A 16,586-nucleotide genomic window follows, 5' to 3' on the forward strand; every position below is an offset into this window, starting at 1 on the left:
TAAAGTGATAAAAGTATCATTCTGATTCGGGTCTTACACACTAATTTTTCAATTGTGCTAATTTGCTGTTGCGCGTAATCTTTCTATTTGTTGGCAGATGCGACCGGAATATTATTGAAGACATAAAAAAACCTGTTTTCCTTGGAAAACAGGTCTGACGCTATGATTGATTTGCCAAGATGACAGCGATTTGATCCTCGATATCTTTTCCATCCTCGTCATCAATCAATCCGTTCAAAAGAATAGAAAAAACAAGGGTTTTTCCGCTCTTGGTTTCTGCGTACCCGGATAAAGAGCTGACTGTGCTTAACGATCCGGTTTTTGCCCTTACCTTTCCTTGTGCAGGAGTGTCTTTCATCCGGTTCCTCAGTGTTCCGCCTATCATCCTGTCACTATTGCCCGCAACCGGCAGAGAATTTAGATAAGCTGAGAACCATTTCTCATCTTGAATGTCATATAACAGCTGTGAGATTTGATCTGAGGATACAGCATTAATATGGGAGACACCTGATCCGTCTCTTAAGACAAGTGATTTGGGATCAACACCAAATTCCGGAAGCGCATTGTTTAATACTTCAAGTCCCTTTTCCCAGCTTCCTTCTTCTTTTTTCACTTTCCCCATCTCTTTTACGAGCACTTCGGCATGTCCGTTATTGCTTAATTTCATAAACGGCACAAATAGTTTTGACAGAGGCATTGAGCGATGAGAGATTAACACGTCTGAAAAACCGGGCGCAGTGCCTGTCTTGACGTGCCCTTTTACAGTAATTCCTTGTTTTTTTAGTGCCTGCTTAAATAAATCCAAAGCGTATCCAGCCGGCTCCCAGACAGCAATCCATTCCTTTGTCTTGCTTGCGTCAACCGGTACGCTCCCTTCAATTGTGATCGTGTTTGTTCCATGCTCTCTTTCGATCGTGAGGTCTTTCTTTTGGCCAGCCGCAGTCGTTTCGGCATCGTTCTTAATCGTTACATAATCCGTCTTCGGAGATACAGAAACGGCAGGCTTTTCCCCCTCTTTTTTACCCGGGGTGATCTCTACAATCACAGTGCCTGCATCATAATCTTCATTCGGAGACGCTGTTAAAGCGGAGATTTGCGCGCCGTAATATGTGTATTCATCACTCCACGGCATATCAGGCGATAATCGGATGTCATCATACCACGTATCATCACCGATCAGATTGCCTTTGATCTCTTTCACGCCGGATTGTTTCAATTTCTCAGCCATTTCTTCAAAATCAGATGGTAAAAGTGTCGGATCTCCTTTCCCTATCAAATAAAGGTTTCCATTCAGCTTTTTCCCTTTAAATTTGCCATCCGTCCGGACCTCGGTTGTAAAGGAATAGTCCTCTCCGAGAATAGAAAGTGATGCGGCCGCTGTCAAAAGTTTTAAAGAAGAGGCGGGCCTCATTCGGATGTCTCCTGAATGCTCATATAGAACAGCGCCTGTTTCCGCAGAACGAACGGTGATGCCGGCCATTGCGCCTTCGAGTGCAGGATGATCAGCTAAAATCTTATCGATCTGCCCGGCAAGTGCACCTTGTTTTTCAGCCGCTTGCGCAGCCTGATGCATATAAGGTACCGAAGCAACGACGAAAAGCAGCAAAACAGCAACATAAAGCTTTATGCTTTTTTTCATTTTTTTACCCCGCCTCTCTGCGCCTCATCATGGGCTATTGATGATTCAGTTCAATGGTGATACTGCTTTTGGCTGTCGTTTCTTCTCCCGGCTCCAGCACTTGTACACCAGTGAGTGATGGAGACACATTAAGATTCACAGCGTTTGTCACCCATGTGTAAGGTTCAGGGCATAAATATCCCTGCTTTCCGTCCGCGTTGTATACAACCCAATGTTTAAATTGTTCATCTGCCTTATAAATAATGCTTATATGTGCATGCTGATGATAAATGACTGCCTGATTTTCTCCACCTCTTTTCTGATAAGAAGATAAAAAGACATCATCCAGCTGCTGGCTGCGTAAATCCATCCCTTCATGCAAGGCTTCTTTATTCGGTACATCCATCAGTTTCCCGGTCGGCAGCAGGCGCTCATCCAACTCCCATTGCTGATCTGCTGTCAGGGAGAATAACGAGCTTTCTTCTGGAAAAACAAATGTAGTATGATAGCCGATTCCCCATGGAAACGCTTCCTTTCCATTGTTCATGACCGTCGCATGTTTAAATAGAGTATTCCCCTTTAGCGTGTATGTCATCCGAACGACGGCATGATGCGGAAATTGCTTATACACATGGGGAAGCTCTGAAAGGTCAATTTCAGTTTCAACGATCACTTCTTCATCAGTTTGCTTCATGGTCACTACGTTCCATTTTTCCTGATAAAGAAACCCATGAAGATGGTTGTGTTTATCCTTTTCATTGATATCAAAATGATATGTTCTGCCCCGGAAACTGAATGTACCGTCACTTATCCGGTTAGGCGGAAACAGGATCGGAATGCCATACAATGTTGGTGTATCATGAAAGCTTTCTGCTGTTTCCGGTTCACGCAAAAGCTGAAGCTGTGTCGTTTTGTCCACAAGAGAAATAACGTTGCTCCCCCACTCGGGAACGACAATCATTTCTATATGTTCGTTGCCTGCTTTGATGGCAGGTGTTCCTAAATACGTAATCTTCTCAATATCGTTTGCCATGTGTACTCAACCTCTCCTTGATTCATTGCTTGTATAAGAATTCAATGTAATGTGCCATATTTCCTCCATTTATGTTTTCTCTTTATCAAACAAAAAACACCGTTCAAATGTTGAACGGTGTGATTCGGGATGCTATTGGATGAGACGTGTAATCTGTTTCTTTTTCCAAACGAATTGATAATACCCATAAATCAACAGCAAGCTGACGGCAAACGCAGCCGGATAGCCAACCCAGACGCCGAGTATTTCAAGATTTGTGTAGTGGGAAAGTACGAACGCGACAGGCACCTCTACTCCCCAGATGGCAAAAATACTGATAACGGTCGGCCATAAAACCGTTCCGCTTGCCCGCATCGTCGCAGAAATAATTTGGGCATTTCCAAAGAGTAAGTAACTCCACAATGTAATCATCAAGAGACGGTGCGCAATGTAAAGCGTCTCTTGTTCTGTTAAAAATAATCCTAAAATCTGATGTGAAAAAACATAGATCAGAATGATCAGCACACCGCCAATGATATAATTCAGCCAAATCCCGACACGAATTACCTGTTTTAGGCGGCCAAACTCGTTCGCTCCGATCGATTGCGCGGCGAATATAGACACCGCAATACCAAGGCTGACGGCCGGCATCTGCACATAGCTGGCTACCTGGTTGACCACGCCGTATGCAGCTGTCGCACTAGAGCCATAATGGTTGACGAATGAAATAACCGCTATCTCTGATAATGAGACGAGAATCATATTGATGCTTGATGGAATCCCGAGGCGCAGCAGGAGAGCCAGCAGTTCTTTATCCATTTTCAAATAACGGCGCACTGTTTTATCAAATTGCAGCGGATGGTTTCGTTTTCGCAAATACACCATTAACACAATAAAAGTCGCAATCGTGGAAATAACGGTTGCATATGCGGAGCCGTATATGCCCAGTTTCGGAAAACCGAACATGCCAAGGATCAAGACAGGCAAAAGCGCTATGTTAATGACCGTGCTCACAATCAGCGTATAAAAAGGTGTCTTAGAATCCCCTGTTCCGCGCAAAAATGTTGTATAAGCGAAATATAAAAACATAAACGGCATCGCGTAAAATAAAATACGTGCATAGCTGGCGCTGACATGAATTACATTTTCAGGCGTGCCCATTAAACGAAGAATATCCAAGGTGAAAATACTGCCGATGACGGCTAACACAACTCCTAATAAAAACGTAAACGTGAGCGTCGTCCCGACAACAGCCTTTAACCGTTCCTCATTTTTCGCCCCGTAGGCTTGTCCGATCAGGATTGAGCTTCCTGAACCGATCCCAATTGTAAATGAGATTAAAAGAAAAAATAACGGGAAAAAGGATGATACAGCTGCAACCGCATCAACACCAAGCCATCTGCCTACAGCCATCATCCCGACTAGCTGGCCGACTGATTGCAGTACATTGCTTAGCAGCAGCGGAACTAAAAAGAGTGACATAGACCGCCAGACAGATGGATTGCTTTTCTTCTGAGTTAAAAGTTGTTCTTGTGATGTTTCCATATTGAAAGCTCCTTTATTTGCATTCGTTTGTAAACATGATCCTATTCTTTTGACAAAAACAGGATATGTAACATGATATTATTCATCACTGTACATATGAAACCCTTCCCGATTCTTCTAATTTTACACATCTTTTTAGCTTATGAAGAATAAACTAGCAAGTAACAGCCTATTTCCTTGTGAGTAAAAGAATAAAAAATAATTTATGCAAAAGTATTGTAATCTATCCGTAATTATTGTAACATTTGTAACATAAGAGAAAGAGATTTTGAAGGAGTGAACTACAATGAAAAAATGTTTTCTATTTCTAACAACTATTGCACTTATTCTGTCATTAAGCACAAATGCATTTGCGAAAAATACTTCAGGTGATTTATCACAAAAACAAGCACTGCAGCTGGCGTTATCAGCAAGAGAGCATTTTTGGAACACAATGAGCGGCCACAATCCAAAAGCGAAAAAAGCAGTTTGCCCATCAGGCACTTTTGAGTATCAAAATCTTCAATACGTGTACATGTGCAGTGACCTAGGCACTAAAGCAAAAGCAGTGAATTACTTAACTCCTATTTTCACAAAAACAGCAATCGAAAAAGGCTTTAAAGACTATCACTTCACTGTTTCAAAAGGAAAACTAGCCGTGCCAATCGGCGACGGTGACAACCTTTTAAATTGGAAAAAATCAACTGCTAAACTGATCTCTAAAAAAGGCGGCACAGTCACATACGAATTTACCGTTCCTACTTTAGACGGATCACCTGCAGCGAAACGGAAAGTGACATTTGTAAAAGAAAATAAAAAATGGAAAGTCAATCAATTTGACGCAGTTATATAAGAAAAAACGCCCTGCATAAGCGGGCGTTTTTTTATTTGGCATAAAGAAAGACAACAGGCCAAAAGCCCATTGTCATTTTGTCATATAACGCTCTAGGAGAGATTCGAACTCCCGACCTGCAGTTTAGGAAACTGCTGCACTATCCGCTGTGCTACTAGAGCTTTTGGTATTTATATAGTAGCTCTGATGATAAATATTTTCAAGCGGTTTGTATTAAAGTCCTCCAAAAACCTTATACGCGGCCCTTGTCGTATCTTCATCAATACCGATATACCGCATTGTAATCGAGGGTGATGAATGATTTAGTATTCTCTGCAGCTCGGCAATGTCTTTTGTCCGCTGATAAAAATGATAGCCGAACGTTTTCCGCAGCGTATGCGTCCCTATCTCCTCGAGTCCGCACGCCGCGGCGGCCTCTCTTAAAATTCTGTAGGCCTGAATGCGGGAAATCGGCTTCCTGGTCCGGACAGATTTAAAAAGATATTCGTTTTCCTTCATGTCTTTCGTATACTCGTATATTTCGTGTTTCAGCGATTCTAAAATCAGAATCTTCCTTTTCTTTTTCGTTTTGCTTTCAGTCGCCCATAAATGATCTTTATTTTTAACATCCTTCACTTGAAGCGGCAGAATATCAGAAATGCGGAGCGCGCTGTTGATGCCGAAAATAAACAGAAAATAATCCCGCTTGTTTTTGTTTAGCAAATACTGTTTTACATCTTGAATTTTTTCTAAACTGCGAATCGGCTGTACAATATGCATCCAAAAACTCCTTAAAAACCGTTATGTAACGTTTTGAGGTCTATGTTACTATTATAGCTGAAAAACGTTGAAAGTCAAAGTACGGAAGCGTTTATGTAACATAATATACATAGTGTTACATAGGCTGATGAAAAAGCTTTTCAGAACCTCCTCCCTTCTAAATGAGTTTTAAAGCCTCTTATAAAGCTTTTAATCTATTTGATACATATTTCCCTATCTATCATCAAAAAGCCTCTTAGAACAAAATCTGACGCTTCGGTTTTTTCGCTGTTTTGAAAAAAGATATACAAAAAAAGACACAATTTGAAATTGTGTCCTAGTCCTCATCCTTTACATCGATATCTTCCGGGATTGGTTCATTTAAGATTTCCTGCACGAGTGCTTTGTAATTCTCCAGCTGTTCGATATGTGTTTTGAACTGCCCCTTATAAATCAAAAATTGCTCACCGTCATGAACGGCTCTGATTTTTCCTCCCTGCACCAAACTTTTAATATAATCCTCTGAAAGATTTGTATATTCTGCTGTTTCTTTAATCGTTAAATACATATAGCAGTCCTTTCTTAATCCGTATGCTGATTCTAATATAGCACATGGCTCATAACAATATAATCAATTTCACACAGAAAAGCGGGTGAATGTTCTATATAATATACCATTTGTCACTTGTGAAAACGCTGTAATTTTTTTACGCTAAGATTGTAACATAACAGCTTCATATAGGAGGGAGAACATGAAAAGAACGTGGAACGTCTGTTTAACAGCTCTGCTTAGTGTTCTGTTAGTCGCTGGAAGTGTCCCTTTTCACGCGGAAGCCAAAAAGCCGCCCAAAAGCTATGACGAGTACAAACAAGTAGATGTTGGGAAAGACGGCATGGTTGCTAGCGCACATCCTCTCGCTTCGGAAATCGGTGCTGATGTACTGAAAAAAGGAGGAAATGCCATTGACGCGGCAGTTGCCATTCAATTTGCGCTCAATGTAACAGAGCCGATGATGTCAGGCATTGGCGGCGGCGGTTTTATGATGGTGTATGACGGAAAAACAAAGGATACAACGATCATTGACAGCCGTGAACGCGCTCCAGCAGGTGCAACTCCTGATATGTTTCTCGATGAAGACGGCAAAGCGATTCCTTTCTCTGAACGTGTGACAAAAGGTACTGCCGTCGGTGTTCCAGGTACGCTGAAAGGGCTGGAAGAAGCTCTGGATAAATGGGGAACCCGTTCAATGAAGCAATTAATCACCCCTTCTATTAAACTCGCTGAAAAAGGCTTTCCGATTGATTCGGTGTTGGCGGATGCGATTTCTGATTATCAGGAAAAGCTGTCACGGACTGCCGCAAAAGATGTATTTTTGCCAAATGGCGAGCCGCTTAAAGAAGGCGATACACTGGTTCAAAAGGATTTGGCAAAAACGTTTAAGCTCATTCGCTCAAAAGGCACTGACGCTTTTTATGAAGGAAAATTCGCCAAAGCGCTTTCTGACACTGTACAGGATTTCGGCGGATCAATGACGAAAAAGGATTTAGAAGATTACGACATTACAATTGATGAACCGATTTGGGGAGACTATCAAGGCTATCAAATCGCCACTACTCCTCCTCCAAGCTCTGGCGGTATTTTCTTATTGCAAATGCTGGAAATACTTGATGATTTTAACCTTTCACAATACGATGTCCGCTCATGGGAAAAATATCAACTGCTTGCTGAAACGATGCATTTGTCTTATGCCGACCGTGCGTCTTATGCAGGTGATCCCGAATTTGTAAACGTTCCTCTCAAAGGCCTGCTTCACCCCGATTATATTAAAGAACGCCAGCAATTAATCAACTTAGATCAAGTCAATAAAAAACCGAAAGCCGGTGATCCTTGGAAATACCAAGAAGGATCAGCAAACTATAAGCAAGTCGAACAGCCGAAAGACAAAGTAGAAGGCCAAACAACCCACTTTACAGTTGCCGACCGCTGGGGAAATGTTGTTTCCTACACGACGACAATTGAACAGCTATTCGGAACGGGTATTATGGTCCCTGATTACGGCGTCATTTTAAACAATGAACTAACAGATTTTGATGCGGTTCCAGGCGGAGCCAACGAAGTACAGCCAAACAAACGGCCTTTAAGCAGTATGACCCCGACCATTTTATTTAAGGATGATAAGCCTGTCCTCACCGTCGGATCTCCTGGCGGGGCCACCATTATTTCGTCCGTTTTGCAAACCATTCTCTATCACATCGAATATGGCATGGAATTAAAAGCAGCTGTTGAAGAGCCGAGAATTTACACAAACAGCATGAGCTCTTACCGCTATGAAGACGGAGTTCCTGAAGATGTTCTCAGCAAACTAAACGGCATGGGCCACAAATTCGGCAAAAGCCCGGTGGATATCGGAAACGTACAAAGCATTTCTATCGACCATGAAAACGGCACTTTTAAAGGCGTAGCTGATTCAAGCAGAAACGGCGCGGCGATCGGCATTAATTTAAAACGGAAATAAAAGGAAAAAACTGTACTCACTTCAATTGAGTACAGTTTTTTTGTATGCGACCTTTATATAAGAACGGAAATAACCTCCTCCTGCCTGATAACAATCCGAACGCCTTTAATACGGTTTGGTGATACTCCATATGCCGGCTTTCTTGACAATCGGCTACGTTCTTAGTTCAGCTTATGCAGCGTAACAGTCTTCATCTTTTCATTTCGTTTACCTCATCAATAAATGTCTGAAACGCACTCGTCATAAAAAAGTCTTTTCTGTATATAAATACGATCTCTAAGTCTTGATACGCTGCTGGCAGCTGATGAATATACACATTTGCACCATGGGTAGAGCAGTCAACAGCGGACTTCGGAAGCAGCGCCGTACCCAAACCGGCGGATACTCCTCTTAAAATAGCTTCCAATGTGCCAAACTCTATGATTTTTTGATTTTGAATACCTGCTTCCTTCAGCAATCTCTTGACCCTGGCACGATGAGAACAGCCAGCTCCAAAAAAGAGCATCGGCTGCCGAAGCATGTCTTCTGCCGTCCCCTCCCGTGATGAAATCAAAACCAATTCATCACGGGAAACAGGGATTTGTCTGATATCCGTTTGCTCAACCGGTCCGTATACAAAAGCGCCATCAACCTTATGATTAAGAACCTGTTGAATCAAATTGTGTGTATCAGCTGTGTTCACTGATAAATCAACTTCAGGAAAACGCCTGAGGAAGGAGGCCGCATGCTCGGGCAGATGCGTTACCGCTGTTGTTTCCAACGATCCGATCCGCAAAGGCCCTTTCGGATGCTGGCCCACCTGTGCCGATTTTTCAGCTTTGTCCAGCAGTGATAATACTTGCTCTGCGTATTGCAATAGGTTTTCTCCGGCAGCTGTCAGCTTCATCCCGCGATTCGTTCGATGAAAAAGTTTGATCTTCAAATCTTCCTCAAGGTTATGTATTCTGGCTGTCACATTGGATTGAACATAATTCAGCATTCGGGCTGCTTTCGTTATACTTCCTTCACGGGCAACAGCCCGAAAAATCCTTAAATCTCCGCTTTCGACAGGCACTCACCTTCTTGCTATGATAAAAAGTGATATCGGCTATCATATTTGTTCATTTTACTCGAAGAAAACCGCTATGTAAAATATGTAAAGATATGAAAATACAATTCAATGAGGAGGCAGACAGCATGAAAGCTGTAATTCACAACGGAAAAACCGGACTTCAGGGGTTATCCTTTCAAGACGTTCCATCAAAAAAGCCTGGATACGGAGAGGTAAAAGTCAAATTAAAATCTGCAGGTCTAAACCATCGCGACCTGTTTCTTATGAATAACAAATCTGAACGAGATCCTCATGTGATACTGGGCTCTGACGGCGCCGGTATCATTGAAGAGGTTGGTGAAGGCGTGAAAAACGTTGCTGTTCAAACAGAAGTAATCATTTTCCCGACATTGAACTGGGATTTGACAGAGAATGTGCCGCCTGTTCCGGAGATTTTGGGCGGCCCTTCTGACGGAACGCTTGCTGAATACGTGATCATCCCTTCACAAAATGCAATCAAAAAACCTTCTTATTTATCCTGGGAAGAAGCAGGCGTTTTGCCTTTATCCGCTTTAACCGCATATCGGGCCCTGTTTACAAAATCCCAATTGAAAAAAGACGAGCATCTATTGATACCCGGCATCGGCAGCGGTGTTGCAACCTACGCTTTATTCATGGCTAAAGCGATCGGGGCGAAAGTAAGTGTGACCTCTCGCAGTGAGAAGAAAAGAAAAAAAGCGCTGCAATTAGGTGCTGATTACGCATTTGACAGCTACAGCAATTGGGATGAACAGCTGCAGGGAGAAAAGGCTGATGTTGTTCTTGACAGCATAGGCCCCGCCCTCTTTTCGGAATACTTCCGCCATGTTAAACCGAACGGCCGTATTGTCAGCTTTGGGGCAAGCTCAGGTGACGACCTCAGTTTTCCGGTGCGCTCTTTATTCTTTCCTCAGATCAATGTATTGGGAACCTCGATGGGGAGCTGTGAAGAATTTCATGATATGCTCGCTTTCATTGAAAAACATCAGCTGCGCCCTGTACTTGACCGCACATATCCTTTAGAAAAAGCGTGTGAGGCATATACCAGAATGCAGGAAGGCAGACAGTTTGGCAACATCGGAATCGTAATGGAATAAAAAAAAGAAACCGGCTGGCAATCAGACCGGTTTCTTTTATATAATAATCCCCTTTATTTACGGAAGAACTGAACTCCCCATCAAATATCGATCCACTTCGCGCGCTACTTCACGGCCTTCATTAATCGCCCATACGATTAAGCTTTGGCCTCTTCTTGCATCCCCTGCGGCAAATACGCCATCGATATTTGTTTGATAATCCCCATATGCTGCGCTGATTTTGTTATTTACAGAATTGACACCGAACTGTTTCAACAGCGGCTGTTCTGTGCCTTCAAAGCCGATAGCGATAAAGACAAGCTGAGCAGGCCATACTTTTTCCGTCCCGGGCAGCTCGCGGAACTCGTATTTTCCGTGCTCATTTTTCACTTTTTCCATTTGGATGGTATGAAGCTCTTTCAGCTTTCCGTTTTTATCCGCAACCATTTTTGTCGTTTGAATGGAGTATTCTCTCGGATCTCTTCCGAATTTTGCTTCCGCTTCTTCATACGCATATTCAAGCGTAAAGACGTGCGGCTGTTCAGGCCACTGATTGTCATTCGTGCGGGCTGGCGGAAGTTTCGGGTGTTTGCCGAATTGGTGCACACTTTTAGCTTTTTGTCGCAGAGCAGTAGCCACGCAGTCAGCTCCTGTGTCTCCGCCCCCGATTACGATGACATCTTTTCCTTTTGCATCAATAAACTTCTTGTCTTTAAAGTTAGAATCTAAATAGCTTTTTGTTGCGAGTGTCAGGTAGTCCATCGCGTAATGGACTCCTTTTGAGTTGCGTCCTTCAATTAATAGATCCCGTTGTTTTTGTGCGCCTGTGCACAGAATCACAGCATCAAATTGCTCTTTCAGCTCATCAGCTGTAATGTCAACGCCAATTTCTGTGTTCGTGACAAAATCAATTCCTTCTTGCGTCAGCAATTTAACCCGGCGTTCTACAATGCCTTTCTCAAGCTTCATGTTCGGAATGCCGTATGTTAAAAGGCCGCCCGCTCTGTCTGAGCGTTCAAACACAGTGACGGAATGCCCCGCTTGATTCAGCTGGTCAGCACTCGCCAGTCCGGCCGGGCCTGATCCAACGATGGCCACTTTTTTGCCTGTTCGTTTTTTAGGAATTCTAGGCTGAATCCAACCATTCTCAAATCCTTTGTCGATAATGGTCCGTTCGATATTTTTAATGGATACGGCCGGGTCTGAAATCGCTAATGTACATGATCCTTCACAAGGAGCGGGACATACCCGCCCTGTGAATTCAGGAAAGTTGTTTGTTTTCAAAAGGCGTTCCAATGCTTCTTTCCATCTGCCCCGGTAGACAAGATCATTCCATTCAGGAATTAAGTTGTAAATCGGACAGCCGGATGTAAATCCGTTAATGTCTGCACCGATCTGGCAAAACGGTGTACCGCAATCCATACACCGCGCCCCCTGCCGTTTCGATGCTTCTTCTGAAAAAGGAGCAGAATATTCTTTCCAATCCTTTAAGCGAGTGAGAGGGTCCCGCTCAGCAGGTTTTTCTCGTTTGATCTCCATAAATCCAGTTGGTTTCCCCATGTTCCTCTCCCCTTCCTTACTGTACTACCGCTTGTTTTTGTCCCGATGACGCTGTATTCTGCTTTGGCTTCGTGTTGGCTTCAAATGCGTACATGACAGCTTCTTCATCTGATAAGCCTGCAGCTTTTTGCTCTTCGATACTTGCGAGCATTTGTTTATAGTTTTTCGGAATGACTTTGATGAATTTTTTCACGCTGTCTTCCCACTGATCAAGCAGGTCTGTAGCTTTTTGGCTGTTTGTATACGCAGCATGTTTTTCAAGCATTGCTTTGATTTGCTGGGTTTCTTTTTCATCCTCTAATGATTCAAATAAAATCATCTCAAGGTTGCATTTGCGTTTAAACGCTTTTACATCTTCGGCCAGTACATAAGCGATTCCGCCGGACATACCTGCCGCGAAGTTTTTGCCTACATCTCCGAGTACGACAACACTTCCCCCAGTCATGTATTCACAGCCGTGGTCGCCAATACCTTCTACAACCACGTTCACACCACTGTTCCGAACGGCAAAGCGTTCACCCGCACGTCCGTTAATATATGCTTCTCCGCTTGTCGCGCCGTAGAAAGCTACGTTGCCGATAATGACGTTGTCATCTGAAGCGGAATTGAATCCTTCCGGTGACTTGACGATGATTTTTCCGCCAGAAAGCCCTTTTCCGACATAATCATTTGAGTCTCCGTCCAAATAAAGCGTCATCCCTTTAGGAACGAAGGCTCCAAAGCTTTGTCCGGCTGATCCGGTAAACTGCAGCTTGATCGTATCTTCAGGAAGCCCTTCTTCTCCGTAGCGTTTCGAAATTTCACTGCCTGTTATCGTTCCGGCTACACGGTTTGTATTGTTGATTTGAATAGAAACATCCGCTTCTTTTCCAGACTCGATGGCTTCTTGTACGGCCGGGAGAATCGCTGTAATATCAAGTGATTGATCAATCTTATGATTTTGCGGCGATTGGAACGTCCGTACGCCTTCAGGCTGATAAAGAAGTGTAGACAAATCAAGCTGGCTTGCTTTCCAATGCGCCTTCGCCCGTTCACTCACATGAAGTACGTCAGTGCGTCCGATCATTTCATCAAATGTCTTGAAGCCTAACGCAGCCATGTACTCACGAACTTCTTCAGCAATGAACAGCATATAGTTCACAATATGATCAGGATCGCCCATGAACTTTTTGCGAAGCTCTGGATTTTGTGTCGCTACACCGACAGGACATGTATCCAAATGGCAGGCACGCATCATGACACAACCGAGTACAACTAACGGAGCCGTTGCGAAACCGAATTCTTCGGCGCCGAGCAAGGCAGCCATCACAACGTCTCGGCCTGTCATGAGCTTTCCGTCTGTTTCTAATACAACACGGTCACGGAGTCCGTTTAGCATTAACGTTTGATGTGCTTCGGCAAGGCCAAGCTCCCACGGAAGCCCTGTATGTTTAATACTGGTTTTCGGAGAGGCACCTGTACCTCCGTCGTAACCGCTGATCACAATGACATCTGCGGTTGCTTTGGCAACACCTGCAGCGATTGTGCCAACGCCTGCTTTTGACACCAGCTTTACGCTGATTCTTGCGTCACGGTTGGCATTTTTCAAATCGTGGATCAGCTGGGCTAAATCCTCAATCGAATAAATGTCGTGGTGCGGCGGCGGTGAGATTAATCCGACACCAGGCGTTGATCCGCGGACATCGGCAACCCAAGGATATACCTTGTTGCCAGGCAGCTGTCCGCCTTCACCCGGCTTAGCGCCTTGCGCCATTTTAATCTGCAGCTCATCTGCATTAACAAGGTAATGGCTTTTGACACCGAAACGTCCGGATGCAATTTGTTTGATCGCGCTTCTTCTGTCATCGCCGTTTTTATCTGGAACAAAGCGTTTCGGATCTTCTCCGCCCTCACCGCTGTTGCTTTTCCCGCCAAGACGGTTCATTGCGATTGCTAAAGCTTCATGCGCTTCCTTACTTAAGGATCCAAATGACATCGCACCCGTTTTAAAGCGTTTGACAATCGATTCAGCGGATTCAACTTCCTCCAATTTCAGAGGCTTGCGGTCTCCGTCAAATGCGAACAAGTTCCTTAAAAATCCAATGCGCTCTTCATCTGCCGCTTTTGTATATTGTTTAAACAGATTGTAATCATTTCTTCGGCACGCCCATTGCAAGGTATGAATCGTTTTTGGGTTAAACGCGTGATGCTCTCCGCCGTTTCTCCATTGGAAGTCACTTCCCGGTTCAAGCGTTTTGCTGTAATCATCCTGATACGCTTCCCGGTGGCGGCGCTGCGCCTCTTCTGCAATTGTGTTCAAGTCGATGCCGCCGAGCTGTGATGCAGTTCCTGTGAAATAGCGGTCAATCACATCGCGGCTGATTCCTACTGCCTCAAAGATTTGGGCGCCTCTGTAGCTTTGTACAGTTGAAATCCCCATCTTGGACATGACTTTTACGACACCTTCAGTAATGCTTTTTCCATATTTGCTGACCGCTTCTTCATAGCTAATATCTAAACGGCCTTCATCAATTTCCTGCTTGTAAGTCGCATAAGCGAGATAAGGATTAATCGCATCCGCACCATAACCGATTAAAGCTGCAAAGTGATGCACTTCACGCGCTTCTCCTGATTCCACAATAATGCTGACTTTTGTACGCAGCCCCTTGCGGATTAAATGCTGATGCAGCGCGCTGACTGCCAGAAGCGGCGGAATTGGTGTCAGGCGTCCGTTCATCTTTTTGTCTGATAAAATTAACAGGCTTACACCTTGGCTGATGGCTTTTTCTGCCTGTGTGAACATGTCCTTTAATCCGCGTTCAAGATCCTCTGAAAACAGCACATCGATTTTTTGGCTTTTTAAATCAGGATGAACAATCGTTTTTAATGCATAAAACTGTTCATTGGATAAAACAGGTGTATATAGTTTAATCCGGCGAACGTTTCGCTCACTTGGGTGAAGAAGATCCCCTTCTGCACCTAGCCAAGTCATCGTAGATGTCACAAGCTGCTCACGAATCGCGTCGATTGGCGGGTTCGTTACTTGTGCAAACAGCTGCTTAAAGTAGTTAAACAGTGATTGCGCGCGGTCTGACAGAACAGCAAGCGGCGCGTCATTCCCCATTGAACCAAGAGGATCTTTGCCTTCTTTAATGACAGGAATTAAATATTTTTGGATATCTTCATATGTGTATCCGAATGCCTTCTGACGAGTAAGAAGATCTGTAAATTGTTCTTCCTCTCTTGATTCCGGATCAGGATTTACTTGGACAAGCTCTTCCTCAAGCCACTTTTGGTACGGGAACTCAGTTGCAATTTGTGTTTTGACTTCTTCATCTGAGATAATCCGGCCTTCTTCCAGGTCGATTAACAGCATTTTTCCAGGTTCTAGACGGTTTTTATATAAAACGTTCTCCTGTTCAACTTCAATAACGCCTACTTCAGATGAGAAGATAATATAATCATCTTTTGTTACATAATAACGGGCCGGACGGAGACCATTCCGGTCAAGGATCGCACCGATTTGTTTTCCGTCAGTAAATGAAATGGCTGTCGGTCCGTCCCAAGGCTCCATTAGGGAACTATGGTACTCGTAGAACGCTCTCTTTTCCTTAGACATATGCGTATTTTCCGTCCATGGCTCAGGAATGAGCATCATCGCTGTATGTGCCGGTTTGCGTCCAGCCATTACAAAAAACTCAAATGCGTTATCCAAAATGGAAGAGTCACTGCCGTCAGCATTCAGAATCGGAAGAATCTTGTTCAAGTCCTCACCGAAGCTTTCAGAAACAAATTGCTGCTCACGCGCTCTCATCCAGTTAATGTTTCCGCGAAGGGTGTTAATTTCACCGTTATGAACCAAATAACGGTTTGGATGCGCTCTTTCCCATGTAGGGAATGTGTTGGTGCTGAAACGTGAATGGACAAGTGCAAAAGCAGAAACGAATGCTTCATCTTGCAGATCAGAATAAAACGCATCAACTTGTTCAGGTGTTAAAAGGCCTTTGTAAACAATGGTCTGGCTTGAAAGACTGGCAAAATAAAAATCAAGACCTTCCGTTACTCCCCAGTTTTCAGCCTGTTTACGAATGACATACAATTTTCGTTCAAAAGACAAATTGTCCTTCAGATCAGAACTTGCGCCGATAAATACTTGACGGACAAACGGACAGCTTTTCTGTGCCACTGTTCCGATTTTTCCGACATTTACAGGTGCAGTTCTCCATCCAAGAACGGCTTGGCCTTCTTGTTCAATCAGTGCATTGATTTGCTTTTCGATTTTTATTCTTTCATCTTCCTTCTGTGAGAAAAAGACCATTCCTACCCCGTAACGCCCTTTTTCCGGCAGATTGATGTCTTTGCACTCTTTCCTAAAGAAAGCATCAGGGATTTGAACCAGTAAGCCGGCTCCGTCTCCTGTATCCGGGTCACTGCCTTGACCTCCTCTGTGGTCTAGCTGGCAAAGCATCTTAAGCCCCTGTTTGACGATGTCATGAGTCTGCTTGCCCTTTAAGTGCGCATATAGGCCGATTCCGCATGCATCATGTTCAAATTCAGGACGGTAGAGACCTTGAGCTTTTGGCATTTGATTGTACGTCATAATTCCTCTCCCCCGATCAATTTCCGATAATACCGGTCATA

Annotated in this window: 11 protein-coding genes and 1 tRNA gene; 3 read left to right on the top strand and 9 right to left on the bottom strand. The window is 43.9% G+C overall.

What is annotated here, in order from left to right; translation table 11 throughout:
- Positions 1–160 precede the first annotated feature (160 nt).
- The 3 genes from dacB to M1M80_RS10105 all read right to left on the bottom strand — a co-directional run bounded on the left by dacB (position 161) and on the right by M1M80_RS10105 (position 4,175).
- Positions 161–1,639 carry a D-alanyl-D-alanine carboxypeptidase/D-alanyl-D-alanine endopeptidase gene (gene dacB, locus M1M80_RS10095; protein WP_060398738.1) on the bottom strand — a complete coding sequence of 493 codons (1,479 nt, stop codon included), beginning with the start codon at positions 1,637–1,639 and terminating at the stop codon, positions 161–163.
- 34 nt (positions 1,640–1,673) lie between these two features.
- Positions 1,674–2,651: an aldose 1-epimerase gene (gene galM / locus M1M80_RS10100; RefSeq protein ID WP_060398739.1), complete on the bottom strand. Its 978-nt coding sequence runs from the start codon at positions 2,649–2,651 to the stop codon at positions 1,674–1,676.
- A 132-nt stretch (positions 2,652–2,783) separates the two neighbouring features.
- Entirely contained in the window at positions 2,784–4,175 is a 1,392-nt protein-coding gene (locus M1M80_RS10105; RefSeq protein ID WP_060398740.1) for an MATE family efflux transporter, read from the bottom strand.
- Positions 4,176–4,461: 286 nt separating this feature from the next.
- Here M1M80_RS10105 and iseA point away from each other — a divergent pair, with 286 nt between their 5' ends.
- Positions 4,462–5,007 (top strand): DL-endopeptidase inhibitor IseA, encoded by a 546-nt coding sequence (gene iseA / locus M1M80_RS10110; RefSeq protein WP_003241937.1) that lies wholly within the window; start codon positions 4,462–4,464, stop codon positions 5,005–5,007.
- Positions 5,008–5,095: 88 nt separating this feature from the next.
- Here iseA and M1M80_RS10115 read toward each other — a convergent pair.
- The 3 genes from M1M80_RS10115 to M1M80_RS10125 all read right to left on the bottom strand — a co-directional run bounded on the left by M1M80_RS10115 (position 5,096) and on the right by M1M80_RS10125 (position 6,313).
- Positions 5,096–5,168, bottom strand: a tRNA-Arg gene (locus M1M80_RS10115).
- 52 nt (positions 5,169–5,220) lie between these two features.
- Positions 5,221–5,766, bottom strand: a complete 546-nt coding sequence (locus M1M80_RS10120) for a site-specific integrase (protein ID WP_060398741.1) — start codon at positions 5,764–5,766, stop codon at positions 5,221–5,223.
- Positions 5,767–6,082: 316 nt separating this feature from the next.
- Complete coding sequence (locus M1M80_RS10125) at positions 6,083–6,313, bottom strand: excisionase family DNA-binding protein (protein ID WP_019258566.1); 231 nt, start codon at positions 6,311–6,313, stop codon at positions 6,083–6,085.
- A 184-nt stretch (positions 6,314–6,497) separates the two neighbouring features.
- Here M1M80_RS10125 and ggt point away from each other — a divergent pair, with 184 nt between their 5' ends.
- Positions 6,498–8,261 (top strand): gamma-glutamyltransferase, encoded by a 1,764-nt coding sequence (gene ggt / locus M1M80_RS10130; RefSeq protein WP_060398742.1) that lies wholly within the window; start codon positions 6,498–6,500, stop codon positions 8,259–8,261.
- A gap of 190 nt (positions 8,262–8,451) precedes the next feature.
- Here ggt and yofA read toward each other — a convergent pair whose 3' ends face one another.
- The gene (gene yofA / locus M1M80_RS10135) at positions 8,452–9,315 is read right to left on the bottom strand and encodes a LysR family transcriptional regulator YofA (RefSeq protein ID WP_060398743.1); all 864 of its coding nucleotides are present in this window, start codon (positions 9,313–9,315) and stop codon (positions 8,452–8,454) included.
- A 122-nt stretch (positions 9,316–9,437) separates the two neighbouring features.
- On the opposite strand from yofA, the gene M1M80_RS10140 reads away from it, so the two are divergent.
- Positions 9,438–10,427 (top strand): zinc-binding dehydrogenase, encoded by a 990-nt coding sequence (locus tag M1M80_RS10140; RefSeq protein WP_003241927.1) that lies wholly within the window; start codon positions 9,438–9,440, stop codon positions 10,425–10,427.
- 57 nt (positions 10,428–10,484) lie between these two features.
- Here the strand turns inward: M1M80_RS10140 and gltD are convergent, their stop codons facing one another.
- Both gltD and gltB read right to left on the bottom strand, forming a co-directional pair.
- Entirely contained in the window at positions 10,485–11,966 is a 1,482-nt protein-coding gene (gene gltD / locus M1M80_RS10145; RefSeq protein WP_003241925.1) for a glutamate synthase small subunit, read from the bottom strand.
- A 16-nt stretch (positions 11,967–11,982) separates the two neighbouring features.
- Positions 11,983–16,545: a glutamate synthase large subunit gene (gene gltB / locus M1M80_RS10150; protein ID WP_060398744.1), complete on the bottom strand. Its 4,563-nt coding sequence runs from the start codon at positions 16,543–16,545 to the stop codon at positions 11,983–11,985.
- Positions 16,546–16,586: the final 41 nt, after the last annotated feature.

The organism is Bacillus inaquosorum (assembly GCF_023238325.1).
GTDB classification, from domain to species: Bacteria; Bacillota; Bacilli; order Bacillales; family Bacillaceae; genus Bacillus; species Bacillus inaquosorum.